Annotated in this window: 16 protein-coding genes and 1 riboswitch; of the genes, 8 read left to right on the top strand and 8 right to left on the bottom strand. The window is 41.9% G+C overall.

The features are described 5' to 3' along the window. The first annotated feature begins 71 nt into the window (after positions 1–71). A riboswitch (cyclic di-GMP riboswitch) is annotated at positions 72–160 on the top strand. Between the two features lie 104 nt (positions 161–264). Then, on the top strand, positions 265–2,859 hold the full coding sequence (locus GW828_RS19175) for a glycosyl hydrolase family 18 protein (RefSeq protein ID WP_273060011.1): 2,595 nt from the start codon (positions 265–267) through the stop codon (positions 2,857–2,859). Between the two features lie 682 nt (positions 2,860–3,541). On the opposite strand, the gene GW828_RS19170 is transcribed toward GW828_RS19175, so the two are convergent. Further along, positions 3,542–6,607: a UvrD-helicase domain-containing protein gene (locus GW828_RS19170; protein ID WP_273060010.1), complete on the bottom strand. Its 3,066-nt coding sequence runs from the start codon at positions 6,605–6,607 to the stop codon at positions 3,542–3,544. A gap of 227 nt (positions 6,608–6,834) precedes the next feature. Between GW828_RS19170 and GW828_RS19165 the strand changes: the two genes are divergently transcribed. After that, positions 6,835–7,335 (top strand): AlbA family DNA-binding domain-containing protein, encoded by a 501-nt coding sequence (locus GW828_RS19165; protein WP_124017238.1) that lies wholly within the window; start codon positions 6,835–6,837, stop codon positions 7,333–7,335. Between the two features lie 7 nt (positions 7,336–7,342). Here GW828_RS19165 and GW828_RS19160 read toward each other — a convergent pair whose 3' ends face one another. The 6 genes from GW828_RS19160 to lptM form a co-directional block, all read right to left on the bottom strand. Beyond that, positions 7,343–8,083, bottom strand: a complete 741-nt coding sequence (locus GW828_RS19160; protein WP_182723337.1) for an HAD-IA family hydrolase — start codon at positions 8,081–8,083, stop codon at positions 7,343–7,345. Next, complete coding sequence (xerC, locus tag GW828_RS19155; protein ID WP_182741627.1) at positions 8,083–8,982, bottom strand: tyrosine recombinase XerC; 900 nt, start codon at positions 8,980–8,982, stop codon at positions 8,083–8,085. Before xerC ends, GW828_RS19160 begins: the two co-directional genes overlap by 1 nt. 70 nt (positions 8,983–9,052) lie before the next feature. Then, positions 9,053–9,679 carry a DUF484 family protein gene (locus GW828_RS19150; RefSeq protein ID WP_182741635.1) on the bottom strand — a complete coding sequence of 209 codons (627 nt, stop codon included), beginning with the start codon at positions 9,677–9,679 and terminating at the stop codon, positions 9,053–9,055. Positions 9,680–9,789: 110 nt separating this feature from the next. After that, positions 9,790–10,617 carry a diaminopimelate epimerase gene (gene dapF, locus GW828_RS19145; RefSeq protein ID WP_124017235.1) on the bottom strand — a complete coding sequence of 276 codons (828 nt, stop codon included), beginning with the start codon at positions 10,615–10,617 and terminating at the stop codon, positions 9,790–9,792. A gap of 40 nt (positions 10,618–10,657) precedes the next feature. Next, positions 10,658–11,902 carry a diaminopimelate decarboxylase gene (gene lysA, locus GW828_RS19140; RefSeq protein ID WP_182741629.1) on the bottom strand — a complete coding sequence of 415 codons (1,245 nt, stop codon included), beginning with the start codon at positions 11,900–11,902 and terminating at the stop codon, positions 10,658–10,660. A 20-nt stretch (positions 11,903–11,922) separates the two neighbouring features. Then, a complete protein-coding gene (gene lptM / locus GW828_RS19135) occupies positions 11,923–12,105 on the bottom strand; it encodes an LPS translocon maturation chaperone LptM (protein WP_165870137.1) in 183 nt (60 codons plus the stop codon). 79 nt (positions 12,106–12,184) lie between these two features. On the opposite strand from lptM, the gene cyaY reads away from it, so the two are divergent. Next, positions 12,185–12,520, top strand: coding sequence for an iron donor protein CyaY (gene cyaY / locus GW828_RS19130; RefSeq protein ID WP_124017232.1), 336 nt, complete (start codon positions 12,185–12,187; stop codon positions 12,518–12,520). Positions 12,521–12,590: 70 nt separating this feature from the next. Here the strand turns inward: cyaY and GW828_RS19125 are convergent, their stop codons facing one another. Next, entirely contained in the window at positions 12,591–15,104 is a 2,514-nt protein-coding gene (locus GW828_RS19125; protein WP_273060005.1) for a class I adenylate cyclase, read from the bottom strand. A gap of 273 nt (positions 15,105–15,377) precedes the next feature. On the opposite strand from GW828_RS19125, the gene hemC reads away from it, so the two are divergent. The 5 genes from hemC to GW828_RS19100 all read left to right on the top strand — a co-directional run. Beyond that, positions 15,378–16,307 carry a hydroxymethylbilane synthase gene (gene hemC, locus GW828_RS19120; RefSeq protein WP_273060003.1) on the top strand — a complete coding sequence of 310 codons (930 nt, stop codon included), beginning with the start codon at positions 15,378–15,380 and terminating at the stop codon, positions 16,305–16,307. 13 nt (positions 16,308–16,320) lie between these two features. Next, complete coding sequence (locus tag GW828_RS19115) at positions 16,321–17,040, top strand: uroporphyrinogen-III synthase (protein WP_124017229.1); 720 nt, start codon at positions 16,321–16,323, stop codon at positions 17,038–17,040. A gap of 85 nt (positions 17,041–17,125) precedes the next feature. Then, complete coding sequence (locus tag GW828_RS19110) at positions 17,126–18,361, top strand: uroporphyrinogen-III C-methyltransferase (protein WP_273060000.1); 1,236 nt, start codon at positions 17,126–17,128, stop codon at positions 18,359–18,361. Then, complete coding sequence (locus tag GW828_RS19105) at positions 18,358–19,527, top strand: heme biosynthesis HemY N-terminal domain-containing protein (RefSeq protein ID WP_273059998.1); 1,170 nt, start codon at positions 18,358–18,360, stop codon at positions 19,525–19,527. Before GW828_RS19110 ends, GW828_RS19105 begins: the two co-directional genes overlap by 4 nt. A 384-nt stretch (positions 19,528–19,911) precedes the next feature. Beyond that, on the top strand, positions 19,912–21,829 hold a 1,918-nt coding region (locus tag GW828_RS19100), incomplete at its 3' end, for a retention module-containing protein (protein WP_273693546.1).

Genomic DNA, 21,829 nt, shown 5'->3' with positions numbered 1-21,829 from the left:
TCGGATTATTTCATTGCATTTTTATAAAAGTTAAGACTATGCTAATGAAACAAATGACAACGCTGTCACTTGTTTGAGAAAGGCAAACCAATTGAAAGATTGGGACGCAAAGCCTCCGGTCTAAGGGGAATTTAGTACCTATGATAGCGGGGACACCACAGGGATCCTTCTTCATGCATTTTTGACGCATGAGTTTTAGAAAGAACAGCTGTCCTGTTCGCGTTTTTTGCCTTATTGGTTTAAATAATTCAATAGGGAAGTCTCATGTTTAATACACGTATTTCAACATTAGCGTTGATTATTTCATCTTCGTTATCTGCACATGTTATCGCTGCCACTCCGGGTAAACCCACTATTGGTTGGGGTGAAACAAAATTTGCCATCATCGAGGTTGATCAAGCCGCAACAGCCTACAACCAATTAGTGAAAGTCAAAGATGCAGCGGATGTATCAGTAAACTGGAATCTTTGGAGTGGTGATGTTGGCACTGTGGCGAAAGTACTGCTTGATGGTAATGCGGTATGGGAAGGCCCTTCGAGTGCGTCTGGCTCTGCAAGTTTCAAGGTACAGCAAGGTGGCCGCTATCAAATGCAAGTTCAGCTGTGTAACAGCGATGGTTGTACGGCGAGCGATGCCAAAGAAATCCTCGTGGCCGATACCGATGGCAGCCACTTAGTGCCACTCAATGCTCCGCTTAAAGAAAACAACCGTCCATATACAAACAAGTCAGGCAAAGTGGTCGGCAGTTACTTTGTTGAATGGGGGGTATACGGCCGCAAATTCGCGGTCGATAAGCTCCCTGCACAAAACTTAACTCATATTTTATATGGTTTTACCCCAATATGCGGCGGGGATGGTATCAACGATAGCTTGAAAGAAATTGACGGCAGTTTCCAAGCGCTGCAACGTGCTTGTAGTGGCCGTGCTGACTTTAAAGTCGCTATCCACGATCCTTGGGCGGCGGTCCAAATGACTCAGGCTGGTGTGAGTGATTTTTCTGATCCTTACAAAGGTAATTTCGGCCAATTGATGGCACTTAAACAAGCCTATCCTGATTTGAAAATTTTGCCTTCTGTTGGCGGCTGGACATTATCCGATCCATTCTATTTTCTAGGAGATAAAACCAAGCGTGATGTTTTTGTGGCATCAGTTAAAGAATTCTTACAAACGTGGAAATTTTTCGATGGTGTAGACATTGATTGGGAGTTCCCCGGGGGGAGCGGTGCAAACCCAAGTTTAGGCAATGCTAATGATGGCGAAACCTATGTCATTTTGATGCGAGAACTGCGAGCCATGTTAGATGAGTTAAGCGCTGAAACGGGACGAAGTTATGAACTGACCTCAGCCATTAGCGCTGGTGACGATAAAATTGCCAAAGTTGATTATCAAGCTGCCCAGCAATACATGGATTACATTTTTTTAATGAGCTACGACTTCAACGGCGGCTGGACCAATACCGAACTTGGCCATCAAACCAATTTGTATGAAGCCAGTTGGGATCCTGATACCCGCTACACCACAGACAAAGGGGTGAAAAACCTTTTAGCGCAAGGTGTTACGCCTGGTAAAATTGTGGTCGGTGCGGCTATGTATGGCCGTGGTTGGACTGGCGTTAATGGCTACACTGGCAATAATCCATTCACGGGTACGGCCACCGGTAAAGTAAAAGGCACATGGGAAGATGGCGTGGTGGATTATCGCCAGATCGTGAATGAGTACATGGGGAGCGGTTGGACTTATAACTACGATGAAACCGCCGAAGCACCTTCAGTGTTTAACCCAACGACAGGCGATTTGATTACCTTTGACGATCCTCGTTCGGTAAAAGCCAAAGGCCAATATGTGTTATCAAATCAACTTGGAGGACTATTCGCCTGGGAAATTGATGCTGATAATGGCGATATTCTTAATGCGATGCACGAAGGTCTTGGCCACGGTGAAGGCACTACGCCACCGGTGAATAAAGCCCCTATTGCCAATGCTGGAGCAGACATATCAGTAACTGGCCCTGCCGATGTAACTCTCAATGGCAATGGTTCACGTGATCCTGAAAATGGCGCCCTAACGTATCTTTGGACACAAGTATCCGGCCCAACGATAACTCTCGCTAACGCGGATATGGCCAATGTCATTATCCCATTAGAAGCCACTCTGACCGATGTCGTCTATGGTTTTAGCCTTCAAGTAACGGATCCTCAAGGTGCATCAGCAACAGATTCTGTCCTTTTAACGAATAAGGCGGATGCGCCTAACCAAGCCCCAGTCGTGAGTGTGGCTGCGACAGCCATTGTCGAAGCCGGTAAGTCTGTCAGTATTGTAGCCAATGCCTCTGATGCCGATGGTGATGCGCTCACTTACAACTGGACAGTGCCAGCAGATGTTTCTGCAACAGGACAAAATAGTGCCACGCTAGTCGTCACAGGTGCCAATGTTACAGAGTCGACTAGCTACTTATTAAGCGTGTTAGTTTCTGATGGTGCTTTAGATGCCAATGGCTCAACCACATTGACAGTGACACCTAAGGTAATCGGTGGGGGCTGTGATGCAACCGACCCTAATGCGGATCAATATCCTACTTGGCAAGCCAACGTGGTTTACAACACGGGTGATACCGTTAGCTACAGTAGTTTAGTTTGGAAAGCTAAGTACTGGACTCAAGGCAATAAGCCTTCCCGCACTGCGGATCAATGGCAGCTAATAAGTGAAGTTGAGTTAGGTTGGGATGCTACCATTGCCTATAGCGGTGGCGCTACGACCAGTTATAACGGCCGTCAATGGCAAGCCAGTTATTGGACCAAAGGTGATATTCCTGGTATGGCTACTGTTTGGGTAGATATTGGTATAGCTAGCTGCCCATAAAAAGCTTACTTATTAACTACATGTAATCGAAATAAAGCTCTGCATTTTTGCAGAGCTTTTACAGTTTACGGCAGAAGTTCGTGCTGATAAATTTGAACACAAACTCGCTATTTCGCTTGCCTCTATGATGTGGCCTACTCCACATATTCCAGCATTTTCCTGGAGATTCGGACACCTAATCCTTTAGCATCAGAAAGTTCTATTGGTTTATAACGCCCGTAACGTTTTTTCGTAAAGCATAAATGTCTCAATGAATTCAACATGAACTAATAGCTCGTTCATAATTAATTGTAATGAAAAGGGCTTATCAGTAATGACAAGCCCTTTTTTGTTTTATTAATTTCATTCATAGTCAGTCACAAGATGATTACTGACTAACAAGCTAGACAGCTACACTAGATATGGTCGATATCATTATGACCAAACTATCCTCGATTATATTAAGTGAAAACATGTTTATAAAACCTTAATTTATCGACATGTAATGCGGCATTGATTCATTTATGTCGATGGCATCGACATCTTTAACCTTCATTTAAGACCATGCCCATATGTATATAAAGCGGCTAAATCTATACAGGTGCAGTGAAATAGGTATAAAAAATCCAATGTGATATACCTTTGCCGCAATGGAGACTTAACGGCGCTTTACCAGATCATTTACCCACAGTAATAGTTGTACTTACACCTTTTGCCGCGGCTTAGGCAGTGATATATCATGCGGTTGCTTGAGTTTTTGATGTGGTTTGCTTTTAAAGGATATTGTCGCTGTATTAATGGTATTGCTACAACTAGGCACGCTGTTACCGCGATAATTTTTACACCCCCAAAAAGCTCCTCGAGCACTTTCTCTTAAGCTCATGTCTGCGCCACAGAGGTTACACAGCGGTGCTATGTGACCACAATGTTCATCTAAGCAAACAGCAAAACCATTAGTGCGCTTGCGCGTCATCGGGCTACCACAGAGGTCACACCCCGCTTCTTGGTGATCGCACAAAGGAAAATGCGAGCATGAGAAAAATGATGAAAACTTGCCAGTTCTCGCTGTTAATGTGCCAGTCGTACATCGAGCACATTTAATTTGCTCAAATAACGTTTGTACCAATGAAGTACTGAATTCATTCAGTTCAACGTTATAGGGTTGCTGAATAAGCTCAACCACAAAGGGACTGACATTGGTCATATCCGCTAATACATAAACACGATGCTTAGCTCGAGTCAGTGCGACATAAAACAAGCGTCGCTCTTCGGCAAATTGAAAAGCTTCAGCTTGGGGCAAGAAAGCGTCGAGTAAAGGTGGGGTTATTTTCTGTGATGGAAATCCGTGTATACCTTGAGTCAGCCCCAGTATTACCACATAGTCGGCCTCTTTGCCCTTTGAGGCATGAAAAGATAAACACTCAATCGATAACATGGGGTACTGAGCATTTAACTGACGCAATAGATCTTTATCGGGTAATTGAAACCAAAAACGTGCCAGTAAATAGACTGTCGGTTTCGTTATGGATTTAGTCGAGGGCTCAGTAGTAGATATCGCACTGGCTTTAGCCACATGAACAGACAAGGCGTTCAAAGCTTGCGCTAATGCATTAGCACTCGGTTCATCTTGACTTGCGCGCTCATTTACTCCGCGGCGTAGTATCGAGATAGCAGGATCAACCACCTGTATTAACGAATGAACCTCTTTATTAAGTTGATGCGGGTTTTTAGTCACAAAAGCGCTGGCAACTTCGCCGATACGGTTATTAAATCTAAACGTTAGGTCCAAATGAGTTTCGCTGGTCTGACCAAAATACTGGGCGAATTGCGTCGTTAAGCTGACATCTGCCCCACTGAAGCGATAAATAGCCTGCCAGTCATCACCCACACAAAAGAGTGAAGTCTCGCTACTGGAGGTTTTCGATCTTGAATCTCGCAGCGCACGCACTAAACGCGCTCTGGGTTCTGAAATATCCTGAAACTCATCGACCATAATATATCGCCACGGGCTAACGTATTGGCCGCTTTGCAGATAGGCTAGCGCTTTAGCAATCATATCTTCAAAGTCGATATCACCCGTTGCAGATAAATACTCCTGATACTGCTGTAAAATAGGTTGCAGCAATTGAAATGCTTTACGAGCTTGTTGAGGATCCGCTGCTTGGCTAAATATGCGTTGTAAACCTGTTTTATCCACACAAGCCGCTTTGTACAAACCGATTAACTGACTGAACAATTTAGCCAGTTCATTTACCCGCCCCAGCTCATAAAGGGTGGCCAATATCGCGTCATCAGGCAAAGGCGAGTAGTTAACCTTAAATACCGTTAAAGCCTGTTCAAGCTTGTTGATTAACTGATTTTTCTTGTGCTGATAATAAAATAATTCAATACAATTAGTTTGCTGTTTTTGATGTAACTGGCGTTTCCACGCCATTGATGCCAAATACGCTGCGTTATCGATATAAGGAGCGGTATTATTGGCGGAATCGATGCCGTAATATTCAATGTAAACGTTATATTGTGGTAGGTAAAAATCAGGCTGATACTGACGAAACTCAAGCGTGCTGACATCATATTCATATTTAGCTTCATACTGATATTCAATGCCATTGCTAAATAGCCAGTTGGCGATATACAGCTCACCAAAACTTTTTACTCTTTCGCCTTTTAATGAACGGATATCGTTGTCATGTAAATATTCAAAATACTCACCTTCAGTTGAAAATTCGAATGGGCTTTTTTCAACGTAATAGTAACGGCTAAAATAGTCGAAAAGATGTTTACGGTAAGACTCATTTTCAATCAACGTTTCTAATCTATCATGCACCCATTTGTCTTTGGCAGGTTCATCATTTACCCACGGTGATAAGCTTGGTTTTACACCTTCAACCTCGGTAATAATTTTTAAGCCTAAACTATGAAACGTGCTGGCTTTAATGTCAGCAGTACCAAGTTTGTGTTTAATCCGTAGATCCATTTCTTTGGCGGCTTTTGTACCATAAGCCAACAATAGAATATCATCCGCTTTCGCTTGACCGCTGGCGACTAAATACCCTGCACGGCCAACCATTACACTGGTTTTACCGGTTCCGGCACCCGCTAACAGTAGATTGTTATCATCATCAATAATGCAGGCGCGGCGCTGTTTATCCGTTAATGGATTTGATTCAACACTATCGAAAAAATCAGCAAATGCCACTAACTGCGATTGAATATAATCTTCACGCAAATGCTCTACATGCGCATTCTTCCAATGGTAAAAATGGTGTAATTGAGTTAATGCCGCGCGTGTTTTAGGTGGTAATTCAACGCTTGCACTCCACGGAAACCAACGGCGATATTCGCGCGCGATTCTTGAACTCATTTTCGCTAGCAATGACTGACGTAAATAGCGCTTCGATATGGCTTTTTCAATCCGTGCTATCAAATCATACAATGCTTGTTCATGGGATAACGCCCACAGTAATTCGACTTGGAGTTTAAAATGAGAGCGAGCAAAATAACTCAGAAATGGAATTTGATAGCTCACGCCAGAGGCGGTAAAACTTAATAAGCTACCCAGTAAGCTGGCACTAAACAGTGGTGGATGATCTAACTGCTGCCAAGATACATGCTCAAGATTCGTCAATGACAAACGCGATAAAAATAGACTCTGGGTTGGAACAAAGCTTATGCCCTCTGCCGTTATCTCAAGCGCATTGGCATTGCGATGATATAAATGTCCGAACCAACTGTGAGGAATAGGGTTAACTGAATATTGTGCTGACAATGTAAAACCTACGACTAAATGGTTTCTGGAATTAACCAACTAATATATAAGATAACTTTACAGTAAATAATTCACAATTGCGGATTTAATTTAAGTACTAAAACAGCTGGTTGGTTAATTAACATCCAGCACAGCCGAACTGATGATCTTCCTTTTGTGGGCAAAACTTCATACAGTGATCATATCTATTTTTATCTACTGATTGCATAAGACGATTTGGAGCCTAAATGTCACCTCATCATTACCCAACGTTTGCCTTAGACGACATTGCTAACTTACATGAATCAGCTCAAGTTGAATTTAAATTAGCAGGTGGACGAGACGGCAAGGGTACATTGCCCGAAGGCATGTGGGAAAGCTATAGCGCTTTTGCCAACACCTTAGGTGGTGAAATTATTTTAGGCGTAAAGGAGCAACAAGGTGAGTTTACTATTGAGGGGATTGTTAATCCTATGCCGATGCTGAGTGAAATTTGGCAAATATTACACGATCCGAAAAAGATCAGTCACAATATTTTAGCTCCAACTGATGTACAAATTATTGAAATTATGGCGAAAAAGCTTATTCGTATCCATGTGCCCTGTGTCGATGTAAAACTTAGGCCTATTTATGTTGGTACTGATCCGTATAGCGGCACCTACTTTCGTGTAGGTGATGCCGATATGCATGCTAGCCGCGAGCAAGTAGAACAAATGAGCCTTAAAGCAGGCATAGACCTAAAACGCTAACGTCACCCTAAAGTAAGCCTAACAGAAGATCTAAATGATTAATTTCAATGTGTGGCAAAACCGGTTGAGCTTTTTTATGCCGTTGCTGCATACAGGGATTTAACCACACAGTTTGGCACCCTGCCATTTTTGCCCCAGCAATATCAGACAGCGGATGATCACCCACATGCAATAATGCTGCAGGCTTAATATCCAGTTGACGGCAAGCGAGGCTAAACATGTCGGCAGCAGGCTTCATTTTAACTCCGTGGCCTGGATGAAGCACAAATTTCATGACCTTATCTAAGCCAATACGTTGGCTGTCGACATTGCCATTAGTAATACCAATAAGCTGATAGCGTTGACTTAAACGCTCTAGTACCTGCAATACATTAATATCAACGGTAAAGTTACTACGATGATGGGTAAAACACGCCATGCCATCTTGGGCCCCTTTGCTGGCTTCAACTTCGCTATAACCAAAGTGTAAAAGGCCTTGGCGCAACATGGCATAACGGGCTGCGGTGGTATCGTGTACTAACTCTGGGTGATGAATAAATAACTGATGTTTAAGTTGCTGCCATTGATCTGCCCCCCATGCTGTAGTGGCGGGATAGGTTTGATTAATTAGCGAAAATAGTTCATCGCTGGCATGTAATACGTAAGGAAGATTATTATAGAGTGTGTCGTCTAAATCAAAACTGATCGCGCTAAACGGTTGTAGACGTTGATACTGGATCATTGATGCTTTAAGTAATGGCGTTGTCATTATTTTCCCCTGTCTTTTTTCGCTCTTGGATGCGCGTTATCGTACACTTTGGCAAGGTGTTGAAAGTCTAAACTAGTGTAAATCTGCGTGGTCGATAAGTTAGCATGACCAAGCAGTTCTTGTACGGCACGTAAATCTTGACTTGATTCAAGCATATGGGTTGCAAACGAATGACGCAATTTATGTGGGTGAACTTTTACCGCCATAGCTTGTTCCTGACCCCACTTAGCCATCCGCGCTTGAATACTGCGATGAGATAATCGTTTACCTTGGCTACTGACAAATAATGCATCACCCGCTTGACTACAAGGTAACTGGCTGCGGCAGTTTAGCCATGCCGTTAATGCATTTAAGGCTAGTTTTCCAATGGGCACAACCCGCTGTTTACTGCCCTTACCCAGCACTTTAACTTCGCTTTGATCAAACTTAATGTCAGCGCAATCTAGGCTGGCGAGCTCAGCTAAACGTAAGCCACTGGAATAAAATAATTCCATAATAGCTTTGTCACGTAAGCACAACGTATCGTCACCCTCGATAGACAACAAATGACTGACGGCATCGACATCCATATTTTTTGGCAAAGGTTTGTTTTGTTTTGGAGCACTTAAGCTGTGTGCTGGGTTGACCGTTATGGCACCTTCGCACAATAGGAAATTAAAGAACTGTTTTACGGCTGACAAACACAAAGATAACGAACGTGGACTCAAGCCTTTACGGTGTAATGTTGCCAACATAGATTGTAGCTCGTCGCGGGTAACATCAATAAGCTGAGTTGATTCGGTTAAGATGCCTTCAACCCTTCGTAATTCAAACATATAATTACGCACGGTATAGCTTGATAGTTGCCTTTCTGAGGTTAAATGTTGGCTAAATATCGTTTGCCAGTCTGTTGGCTGCATCACAATGCTCCCAGTACATGAACGATTGGAGTACGCTGTGTATCCTAAACAACACACTGAGCATTAACTATTACAGTTGCGGTAGCTTATGGTCTAACAAACGACGCAACTGGCTAAATAGCAATGAGTCCATATCAGGATGAAAATGAGTGGGATCTTTACTGGCAATGGCAAATATCACCTGGCCATTGTCATCCGATAATTTAGTCAATGCTACAGACCCCACATCACTGCCAAATAAACGTTTAGATTCTGATTGCGTGAGCCGCCCAAAGTAATAACCGCTTTGGACACGATGACGCCAAATTTTTGCTAATTCGCTGTCAATATCGTGCACAGTAATCAACCTAACATGACTAAAGCCAAACTCAGTTTTTAATCCTTCAGACAATACTTGACGCAGCTCGCCTAAGTCTTGACTTGCAAGCATTTTAAACGATAACTCAGTATTAAATTTAAAGATTCTCTCATTATGAGTCGCTATGTTCATCAGCGAAGTAATTTCTTCTTCAAGCTGATTGACGCGCTGGCGAAGCAGCTCTTGTCGACGTTCAACTAATGAAACCGCACCACGTTCTGCATGCGGAACACGCATGGCCACTAACAACTCTGGATAACGATTAAAAAAGTCAGGATTATCTAACAAATATTCGCGGATCAGCATTTCATCAAAAGGGGCTTGTTGCAAACTGGCCATCATGTCGACAGCAAGATCTTGGCCAATTGAATTGATATCTTTGGCTTGTGCACTGCTAACCGTATTGCCTGCCACTTCGTTAGCTAAACTGACTTCGGAGGTAATCTCACTCATAGTTGTATTTGTCCATCATATACATGTTCTGCCGGGCCCGTCATCCACAGAGGTTTACCCTCGCCGTCCCAATTAATGACTAAGCTACCACCAGGTAAATCGACTCTCACCTGCTTATCAAGCTTACCCTGTAATTGACCAACGGCTGCAGCAGCGCATGCGCCCGTGCCACAGGCTAGCGTTTCTGCTGCGCCACGTTCATACACGCGTAACTTAATATGCCCAGGGTTAATGACTTGCATAAAGCCAACATTGACGCCCTTAGGGAAGCGTTCGTGGCGAGTTAACATACTGCCAATTTCATCAACCTTGACGGTTTGCACATCTTCAACCTCTATAACGCAATGGGGGTTACCCATAGAAATAGCGCCACACAGATAAGTTTGCATTGCGGTTTGCAGTAAGTAGGTCTTTTCGCTTTTTTTAGCTTTAAACGGAATTTGGCTTGGTTCAATAACGGGAACACCCATATTAACTGTGATGTTACCATCACGCTCTATCCGCAAAGTAATTTTACCTGAGTTAGTACTCACCCGAATTTTATTTTTTTGGGTGAGGCCTTTATTGCGAACAAAACGAGCAAAACAGCGTGCACCATTGCCACACTGCTCAACTTCACTGCCATCGGCATTAAAGATGCGATAATGAAAATCTAAATCAGGATCATAGGGCGGCTCGACCAACAATAATTGATCAAAACCAATCCCAAAATTTCGATCGGCAAGACGGCGAATTTGTTCAGGCGAAAAAAACACATTTTGTGTTACGCCATCAACGACCATAAAGTCATTACCCAGTCCGTGCATCTTAGTGAAATGGATCACAAAAGTTTCCTTATAAAACGTTATGCCGTTTGCTTATTGCCTATGGCAATAAATATTCGCCTTGCCAAAGTTGTTGTAGCGTTTCGCGCTGACGAACAACAAAATCATCACTACCATCAACCATAATCTCCGCGACTCTTGGACGAGAGTTATAATTTGAGGCCATCACAAAACCATAAGCACCACTTGAACGAACGGCTAATAAGTCACCCGCTTTTACCGCTAACTGCCTGTCTTTACCGAGAAAGTCACCAGTCTCACATACAGGACCTACAATATCATAAGCGAAAGTTGGCGCATCATTTTGTTGTACCGGAATAATATTTTGCCATGCACTATAAAGCGCAGGGCGAATAAGATCGTTCATGGCACCATCGACAATCGCAAAACGCTTATCGCTATTTTCTTTTAGGTAAAGCACTTGGGTGACAAAAATACCTGCGTTAGCCGCAATCGCACGACCCGGTTCAAAAATTAATGTTAACTTACGACCATTTAAACGATCGAGTAATGCTGCGGCGTATTTATCTGGATGCGGCGGAGTTTCACTATTATAGGTAACCCCTAAGCCGCCACCCACGTCAAAATGTTCAATCTTAATACCTTGCTCACCTAAACGGTCGATCAACGCCAGCATGCGATCCATGGCATCTAAAAAGGGTTTAATCTCGGTAAGTTGTGAACCAATATGGCAGTCGACACCTTTTACATGCAAATGAGCTAATTCAGCGGCACGAGCAAAAACCGTATCAGCCTCGTCCATGGCGATGCCAAATTTATTTTCTTTAAGACCTGTGGAAATATAAGGATGAGTACCAGCATCAACATCGGGATTAATCCGCAAAGAAACCGGGGCTACTTTACCTAAGCGCCCAGCGACGTCATTAAGCTGTTCAAGTTCAGCACTAGACTCAACATTAAAACAGTAAATACCAATGTTTAGGGCTTGCTCCATTTCGGCAACCGTTTTGCCCACACCAGAAAAAACCACTTTCTTAGGGTCGCCGCCCGCTTGTAATACACGCGAGAGCTCACCACCAGAAACAATATCAAAACCACTGCCTAAACGGGCCAATACATTTAACACTGCAAGGTTTGAATTCGCCTTCACCGCATAACAAATAAGATGAGGATGATCAGCAACGGCATTATTAAAGGCATGCCAATGGCGCTCTAATGTGGCACGAGAATAAATATACAACGGCGTACCGTGCGTTTTAGCCAGTTTTGCTACATCGCAGTCTTCTGCGAATAGTGAATCATTTTGATATGAAAAGTAATCCAAAATGCGGTCCCTTATAAATGCTATTCTTGTTGTGAGGTTGAAGGTTGAGAGTCGAGCACCTCAGTTTGCTTGGGCACATCTGTGCTAGCAGATTTTGGGGCGACTTTATTGGCCACTGGCTCAGGAGTTTTGTATAAAACGCCTTTTTGACCACATGCGGTTACAAATAGGCTAGCAAGCATAATAAATAAAAGCAGTCTCATTTTTTTCAACATCTGTGCATCTAGTGAATAATGGTCTTATAATCGCATTCATAACGCAGAAAGCAAAGGATAGAAATACATGGCTATTACAGATACTGAGTTTCATCGATTAGCCGATGAAATGTTTGGCGAAATAGAGAACGCGGTAGAAAAAGCAATTGATGAGCAAGATGCCGATGTCGATATTAATGCCAGCGGCAATGTTTTGCAGTTAGCTTTTGAAGATAATTCGCAAATCGTTATCAATAAACAAGAGCCTCTTCATGAAATTTGGCTGGCGACAAAATCAGGTGGTTATCACTTTAATTACAATGATGGCAAATGGTTAGATACCCGTAATGGATTGGAATTTATGTCTTTTGTGATTGATGCCATCAATAAACAAAGTGGTATTTTGCTCGAGATAAACGCATAAACCTCGTGATAACTTAGTGTGTAATAGCACTAAGTAAGTGATTAAATTGTCATTGAGTTTGGGCTTATGCTTAAAATGCTGAGCCCATTTCATCTACTGACAAGCCAAATGGCATTACGGTTAATTTACCTTCAATATGCACAAGTTGAAAAAACTGCGGCATATTAAAAACGGGCCGGTGCTGTTTTTGTTCGTCAAAGACATACAAATGGCTTTCTTTAGCCACAAAATCATTGATACTGATATGTTGATATTGTAAATGTTCAAGCTGATTCTTCTCGTCTGCAATAAACACATCAAGCACTTGCTTACGTTGACGGACAAAATATTGCTTAGCATCCATGACAATAAATTTGCGAATCACCGATGGTACATTCACGTTAGTATCATCCACGGTATAAGGTAGTGGTAACTCATGAGTGTGATCATTTTTGACCTGTGCCACAACGTCAGTCTTGCGATACATCATACCTAACGCATTAAAGTACATACTGTATTGTTGATCGCCTATGATTATTGGATGCATTAATGTATTGCTCTGATTGACCTTTTTCATTAAACCATAACATCGTAACAATAAGGTTTTAAGCTGATTGACCTTTTTCATTAAACCATAACATCGTAACAATAAGGTTTTAAGCTGATTAAAAATCGGTTGTTTTAGCTTAGCTGAGCAACTAATAATCGATAAATCTACTTGGTCATTTGAACGTTTTAACCCCAGAATAATAAATGAAATAGCTTCAAGTAATGCGGTATTGCCATTGAAGCGATAGCTTTGCCATTCTCCCCAGCTGTTTAAACACACAACCGCCACCGACGACAACATACTGATTTTTTTCTGTCCAAAGGAAAGAATATTGGTATTAATATGTTCCAACATCAGTTCTTGCTCATTCAATTGAGTGGTCGGATCTTTATCCATATTGGTAATCAACACAATTTTTTGATAGCACCAAGGTTCGCATAAATCACGTTTATAGACAGTGGGTACATTGTGCATAATAGGGATAAGTTTACGGGTTAGGTAACTCAATTTATCTGTCCGTCTTTTACCTCGCCCAACTTGAAACCACTTAGTATCGGTAGTTGCGAGCCCATTTAACACTGACCACGCAACTAAACTGCATATATTATCCGCCTCGTGAATGGGATCATTATCGAACTCATGTCCTTGATTATCTGTAACAGCTTGAGACGGATCCTGTTCGACATAAGTTTGGCGATAGAGATAAAAACGTGATGCTTGCTTGCAATGAAAGATAGTCAACGATTTTTCAGCTGTCGATAAACTCCAAAGTCGGTTTAGAGGCTGTATTAAATGGTCATCATCACTAAAGTAAGTATGTAATTTACGAGCCAATAAGCCGAGTTCTTCAACTCGCATACGTTCACTTAAGGTTTGTTTTGAAGCAAATTTCAATAGATTTTTGTAACTGACTAATAACAGTTCACTGAGCTGCTGGTTGAACCATTTCAACTGGCCAGCATGCCAATAAGGACTATTATCCAATGTGGTGATTAGCTCATGGCTCCAGCCCCATTGTTTAACCAGGCTGGTCATTTTTTCAACCCGCCAGTCTGTTGCACTATTGGTAGGTGACAAACTCGATAAAGTGATACCAGACTTTAAATAAAAACAACGCCTAACGATCTCTAAACGGTTACTGTCTTCTTGGGCAATTAAATAGGTTTCAATTCTTTGATACAGCAATAAATAAGCGTCATTAGCAACACTAAAATCTTGATCTAGGCAATATTGCCAAAGTTGTTGAGTTATTAGCCTTGTATGGGGATATTCTGAGGCATAAGTTTCCAATAACAACACTTTTAACAAAGCTTTATGAGGTTTATTGAGCCCTTTATAGAGCTGCCATAATGAGGCGCCAAAATACTCTGCCGCAGGTAATGAATTGACATTGCCAAGATAAAGTAAGTTGGCATTAGACTGAGTATCTTGGCTTTGTGCATCGGGCCACCAAGCCACAGTTTTACCGGCGAGCCTAATATGAGAACGGTAAAACTCTTCTAATAATAACCAGTGTTGGCTACTGCCACTGTGCTCTAATCCTACTGGTTGGCAATTATCAAATGCGCTGCATTCTCTAAATTGCATCGGATGTACTAGATAAAAATTCACTTCAAACTCAAAACCGGCAAACCAGTCACTGATGAGTTTGTTTTTATATTCAATGAGTTTAAGTTGTGCTTGAGTCAGTTTACTATTGTAAACCAACCAGATATCGAAATCGCTTTGCGGATTTTGCCCAAAACTAGCAGTACTGCCCATGGCATAGATACCTTCAAAAGCATCAACACTTGAATCAATCGCGCAGGGTACAGACAAACATAAGGCATCGCATGCTGCAATCATTGCGTCTGACAAATCAAACCCATGAACACCACACGGCGTGTTGGGGTCGATAATACCGGACACATCTATTTGATTATGATGTATTAAAAAAGGAATTATACGGAATAAATGCTGCTGCAAATCAGGCAGTACATTAGTCACTCTAGTTAATCTAATGTTATTTAGTTTCTCAGCTAAATCCTTTTGATAATATGCCGTTTTATCGGTCAAGACTTACTCCATTTACGCTTTTTGCTACACAAACTATTTGGTGACAAATTTTTCTAACACACTCGAACCTAAGCTCAAATTTTCGACCAAGGTCACGCTTTCGTCAAAACAGTGATCATCGTAGCATTTATTTTATATTTCACCAGTAGTTGTTCAACGAGATGAATCACAAATAAGCCCTACAGACTTCAAACAATTACCATCGATTTGTTACATCCAAGCGAGAGCGGTGATAGCATTACTCCATTGAGGCTATCTAATGGATCTACTACCATGTCTGAAAATATAATTCGTATCGCAACACGTAAAAGCCCACTGGCAATGTGGCAAGCTGAATTTGTTAAAGCTGAACTTGAACGCATTCACCCCGATCTCACGGTTGAGTTATTACCAATGAGCACCAAAGGTGATGTCATTTTAGATACTCCTTTAGCTAAAATTGGTGGCAAAGGGCTATTTGTTAAAGAGTTAGAAGTCGCGATGCTTGAAAATCGTGCCGATATTGCAGTGCACTCAATGAAGGATTTACCAGTAGATTTTCCTGAAGGTTTAGGCCTACAGGTAATTTGCGAACGTGAAGATCCACGCGATGCTTTTGTATCAAATAGCTATAAATCTATTAGTGAATTACCTCAAGGCGCGGTTGTGGGTACCTCAAGTCTGCGCCGTCAGTGTCAAATTAGAGCTGCTCGTCCAGATCTTATTATCAAAGACTTACGCGGTAATGTTGGTACCCGTTTAGCCAAGCTCGATAGTGGTGATTATGATGCTATCATCCTGGCGGCTGCGGGATTAATCCGCTTAAAACTCAATCAACGAATTGCAGGATTTATCTCTGCAGAAGAGTCACTTCCAGCCAATGGACAAGGTGCTGTCGGCATTGAATGTCGTCTAAATGACGAGCGTGTTAAAGCATTACTCGCACCACTTGAACATTTAGAAACCCGTTACAGAGTGCTGGCTGAACGAGCAATGAACACTCGTTTAGAGGGCGGATGCCAAGTACCTATCGGTGCTTTTGCTGAAATTCAAGGCGATAATTTAACCCTACGTGGTTTAGTCGGCAATCCTGATGGAAGTGAAATAATAACGGGTATGGTATCGGGTTCTAAAACTGATGCCGTTGCGCTTGGAGAGTCTCTTGCAGAAGATTTACTCAATCGCGGGGCTAAAACTATTTTAGATGCTGTTTATGCTAGTTAAGAGATAACTGGCCATGAAAGTCTTGCTAACGCGCCCACAAGGGCGCAATCAAGCAATGGAAGAGCAACTCTCACAACGAGACGTTGCTTATCTTGTTACCCCACTTTTAGCGGTAATTGAAACAAACGAATCAATGAGCCATGCTACTTTAGCCCACACTGATAATTTGCTCTTTATTAGCACTAATGCCGTCGATTTTGCCGCCACTAAACTCCACAATTCATTCCCACAGCACTGTCGCTATTTCGCTGTTGGTCAAGCAACCGCTGATAGCCTAGCTCACTATAATATCCAAGCGATTAGCTCGCCCGAAGAGAGCCAAGATAGTGAAGGTTTATTATCACAGCCCCAATTACGAGATGTCGATAAGCAGTCATTTATTATTGTACGTGGATTAGGTGGACGTGAAATGCTCGCTGAACAATTAGCGCTTCGAGGTGCTAAGGTGAACTATTGGCAGGTCTATCAGCGCGTGATACCTAAGCTCAACGCAAAACAGACCATTCAACAATGGCAATCCTTCGGTATTGATACCATTGTGGTCACCAGCGGCGAAATATTATCCAACTTAGTTGACCTTGTCCCAAAAGAATTATTTGCATGGTTACGTGCATGTCATATCATAGTGCCTAGTCATCGCGTCGAATTACAAGCAAAAGCAATGGGATTAAGCCATATTACCAATGCAAATGGAGCAAATACTCAAGCTATACTCACGAGTCTTGCGTTATAATTTGTTATTGTATTGTTACCTTGCATCGACACACATTTTCTAATATTGCTTATATTGGTTGTATTTTTGCTTTCAAGGACTGTTCATGGAAAACAATAAAAAAGATCCAAACTCGCCAGCACACAAGGATGAGAAAGTGATTTCTCCTGCGCAAAATCCAATAGAAAAGCCGCTAAAGGCAAAAAAAGTCAATGCAACGAGCCAACAATCTGCTGACAACAAAAATAATAATCAGACAAATTCTCCGGTAAATAACAGCCGACGCAAAGCTAAACCTAGCTCTTGGTGGATCCGTATTGGGGTATTATTCAGTTTACTGGTTGCCATTGTTGCTGTGGCATCTTGTTACTGGCTTTATTTGCAACTTAGCCAACAAAGTCAAGGCCAAACTCAATTAGAACAAAGTATCACTGAACAAGTTACACAAAATAAATCGTTAAAATATGAATTACAACAAACCGTCATGGCTTCCAATAAACGCTTTGGTACGTTAGAGCAACAACAGCTGAACGATACCAAAGCTTATGTAAAATTAGCTGAACTACAGCAATCAAATAAACAACTGCAAGAACGTGTAGCTGTTATTGCCCAGCGCAGTCCTAACCATTGGATGGCATCAGAAGCCGAATATTTAGTTCGCATGGCTGGCAGAAAACTATGGTTAGAAAACGATCCGCAAACAGCAATTGGTTTATTACAGTCTGCAGATGAACGTATCAGTGCGATGAAAGATCCTGCATTAACTCTTTTACGTAAAGCCTTAGCTGAAGACATCATTAAAGTTAACGCATTAAAAACCACTGATATAACCAATACCATCTTTGACTTAGATAATATTATCAATGATGTAGAAGGGTTACCGTTAAATCGTGTGGATGAGAATTTTACAGAAAATAAAAACACCCAGGCAGTCACCGACTCCATTGATGATTGGCAACAAAATCTCGCCACAACCTGGCATGAATTAACTGATGGTTTTATTACTATCCGCAAACGGACCACTGATTTAGAGCCACTGTTATCACCGGAACAGCAATGGTATTTAGTTGAAAATATTCGCAACAAATTATTGCAAGCACAATTAGCACTGTACCGATTTGACCAAGTGAATTATCAGCAATCTATTGCTTTAGCAGACAAGTGGTTACAACAATACTTTGACTTAACAGATCCAAAGACTAAAGCAATAATTGCGTCTTTGGATAAACTAGCCAAGGTTAAAGTTGAAAAAGTGACTCTTAATAAATTTCAAGCCTCGCCACTACTCCAGCAGCTGGTTACTTATGGTGAAATAATGCCTACACAGGAGCCAGCACAATGATTAAGACGCTGGTTTATGTTGTTCTCATTTTAATTGGACTGTGTCTCAGCCCACTTATTGTTGGACAAAGCGGTTACGTTTACATCGCAATAGGTGACTACCAGATTGAAACTAGCTTAGTCATAGGTGTTGTGGGGTTAATTGTATTTTATTTTGCGCTGCAATTACTCGAGTGGTTAATTTTATTATTATTAAATATGCTACTAAGCAGTCGCTACCTGCCAGAGCAATGGCGTAGAAAAGCGGCTAAAAAGCATACTTTAACCGGCGCTTTAGCACTGGCTGAAGAAGATTGGCCTGCGGCTGAAAAAGCCATGGCTAAAGGTGCTGAAAAAGGTGAAATTCCAGTATTAAATCTTTTTGCGGCAGCAAGAGCAGCTCACTATCAAGGTGATATTACTGCGCGAGATCATTATTTAACTCAAGCAGAAAATAACCCTATTGCCAAGACAGCGGTTTATACATCGCGTACCCGCTACTTAATGAAGCAGGGGGAGCTCACTCAAGCTCGAGTAGTACTTGATAAACTAAATCCAACAAGTAAAAGTAGTGCACCAGTACTGAAACTAGCACAAGAGTTATATTTGCAGCAAAATGATTGGCAGGCATTAAAATTGTTGTTACCAATCCTGAAAAAACGCCAATTACTTTCTGAAACTGAATTCAACCAATTAAACACTAAAACCAACAGTATTTTAATGGTAAATGCAGCTAAGACTTCTGAAGCAGAATTGAATAAATGTTGGCATTGGTTAAGTAAGTCGGAGCGTAAACAAGATGAATTAGTTGTCGCTTATGCTCATGGATTGACTCAGTATGGGCATAAAGATAAAGCAATAAAGTTAATTATTAAACAACTTAGCGCTGCACCATCGGCGGCTTTATTTGCCGCAATACCTGATTTAATCGATGCACAAGATCAAGAGGTGCGTAAATTACTCAGCCGACTAGAAACCACTCATGAAAATGATGCTGACTATCAAATGTGTCTGGCAAAGCTTGCCATTCAAAGTCGTGACACTAAACAAGCTAAAACTCATTGGCAAAATGTCTGTCGTATGGCACCAACGCATCAATCATGGTTAGCATTAGCACAAGCCCAAGAACAGTTAGGTGAAAACTCTTCTGCGGCAAACAGTTATCGTAATGCTGCAAACATAATCTAAGCAATAAAGTTATTTTTAAGCTCATCTCAAAGCCTACAATCTCGTAGGCTTTTTTAGTTATTCTGCTTTATTTGTTGTTATCTATGCCGACATAAGGAAATAAATAACAATATTAAACTACATTTAATTACGACTTTTTTATGACGTAAAAATATATAGAACTAATAGGTTAACAAATTAATACTTTGTTTTATATGCTTATTATAACTAGCTTGTTTAGAAACGCCTTAACGTCAAAAAATTGACTACCATTGTGGTAAGTGATATTATTTGACCTAATGTTTATAAAATAATTTTAATGTTAATACTATTATTATATTAAGCAAATATGATGCAAATTAACTCATTGTTATCTTAAGTATATAAAGCTGTTGGGAGCTTCAAATGGAATCAATTACTACGTCAAAAAATGGAATACTTTCTGCTTCAGAAGGTACAGTAACAATAACAATTAACAATGAAACCAAGGAACTACAACTTGGCCAGACAATTCCTGCTGGAGCATTAGTTTCAGGCAGCAATGAGTTTGCTTTTGTTATTACATTCGATGACGGCACTATTTTTAATAGTGCAGATACTCCTGATGATGCCATTATCGAGCAAGTAGCAGATCAACAAGCTATAGATGAAATAGCAGCCTTGCAGGCATTAATTGCATCTGGCGAAGATCCAACAGCAAACCTACCAGAAACCGCCGCTGGCACCCCAACAGCCAACCAAGGTGATTTTGGTTATGTCTCAGTATCAAGAGATGGTGCAGAGACCATTGCGAATACAGGCTACGACACGACAGGACAAACTGCTACCCCAACAGCAGTGACTCAAGAAGAAGTGCTTATTGAAAATGATTCCCCATCGGTTGTATTAAATGACGTCATTACAGTTAGCGAAGATCAAGTTGCTGCTGGAAATGTTTTAGATAACGACAGCGATACTGACTCAGGTTTGAGTGTAGTGAGTTTTGAAGTAGATGGACAAACCTATCCTGCGGGTACAGAAATCGAGCTTGAAGATGGAGTGCTCGTTATCAATCCTGATGGTTCTTTTACTTTTTCTCCTAATGAAGATTGGAATGGCCAAGTGCCGGTCATTACCTATACGACTAACACTGGTGAAACCGCGACGCTGACCATCGAAGTCACACCTGTCGATGACGCATCTGTGTTGGCTAACGACACCAATACTGTTGCTGAAGATACTGTTGCTACAGGTAATGTACTTGATAACGATAGCGACGTAGATTCAGACCTAAGCGTGAGTAGCTTTGAAGTGGATGGCCAAACTTATACGGCCGGCACAGAAGTTGCTCTTGAAGGTGGTGTCCTGATCATCAATGAAGATGGGTCTTACACCTTCACACCCAATGAAAACTGGAACGGTACCGTTCCTGTCATTACTTACACCACTAATACGGGTGTTACCGCGACGCTTACCATCGAAGTCACACCTGTCGATGACGCATCCGTGTTGGCTAACGACACCAATACTGTTGCTGAAGATACTGTTGCTACAGGTAATGTACTCGATAACGATAGCGATGTAGATTCAGACCTAAGCGTGAGTAGCTTTGAAGTGGATGGCCAAACTTATACGGCCGGCACAGAAGTTGCCCTTGAAGGTGGTGTCCTGATCATCAATGAAGATGGTTCTTACACCTTCACACCCAATGAAAATTGGAACGGTACCGTTCCTGTTATTACTTACACCACTAATACGGGTGAAACCGCGACGCTAACCATCGAAATCACACCTGTTAATGATGCACCAACCATTGACGTAGTCGCCAATGACTTTACCGAAAATAGCGCCGCAGCTGGCGATGTAGCGGCGACTTACAATACCTTCGATGAAGACGGTGATGCACTGACAGTGGACTTTACGGCCGGCACCAATACCGACGGTTACTATGCATTGATCAACGGCGAAGTGGTGTTAACCCAGGCAGGGGCAGATCTGATCAATAACGGTGGCACTTTACCAGCGATTGATTTAACTGTGTCAGATGGCAGCTTAACTGGCCAAGACAGTGACACGCCGGTTGTATCGCCTATAAATGATGCTCCAGTGTCTGACAGCTACAGCTTTAGCTACAATGAAAACAGCAGCGACAGCACTGTGATTGGCACCGTCAATGCCATCGATCCGGAAGGCACGCCAGTGACCTACAGCATCGTCAGCGGCAATGATGACGCTTGGTTTGAGATTGATCCCGTGACCGGTGTCATCAGCTTGACCCCAGCGGGCGTGGCCGCCGTCGCCAATGACTTTGAAGCCTTGGCGAACGTGCACAATTTAGTCGTTG

The sequence above is a fragment of the Shewanella vesiculosa genome (assembly GCF_009994065.1).
Taxonomy (GTDB): Bacteria; Pseudomonadota; Gammaproteobacteria; order Enterobacterales; family Shewanellaceae; genus Shewanella; species Shewanella vesiculosa.
The sequence above is the reverse complement of the archived record's forward strand: the minus strand, read 5'-3'. Positions and strand labels throughout refer to the sequence as shown.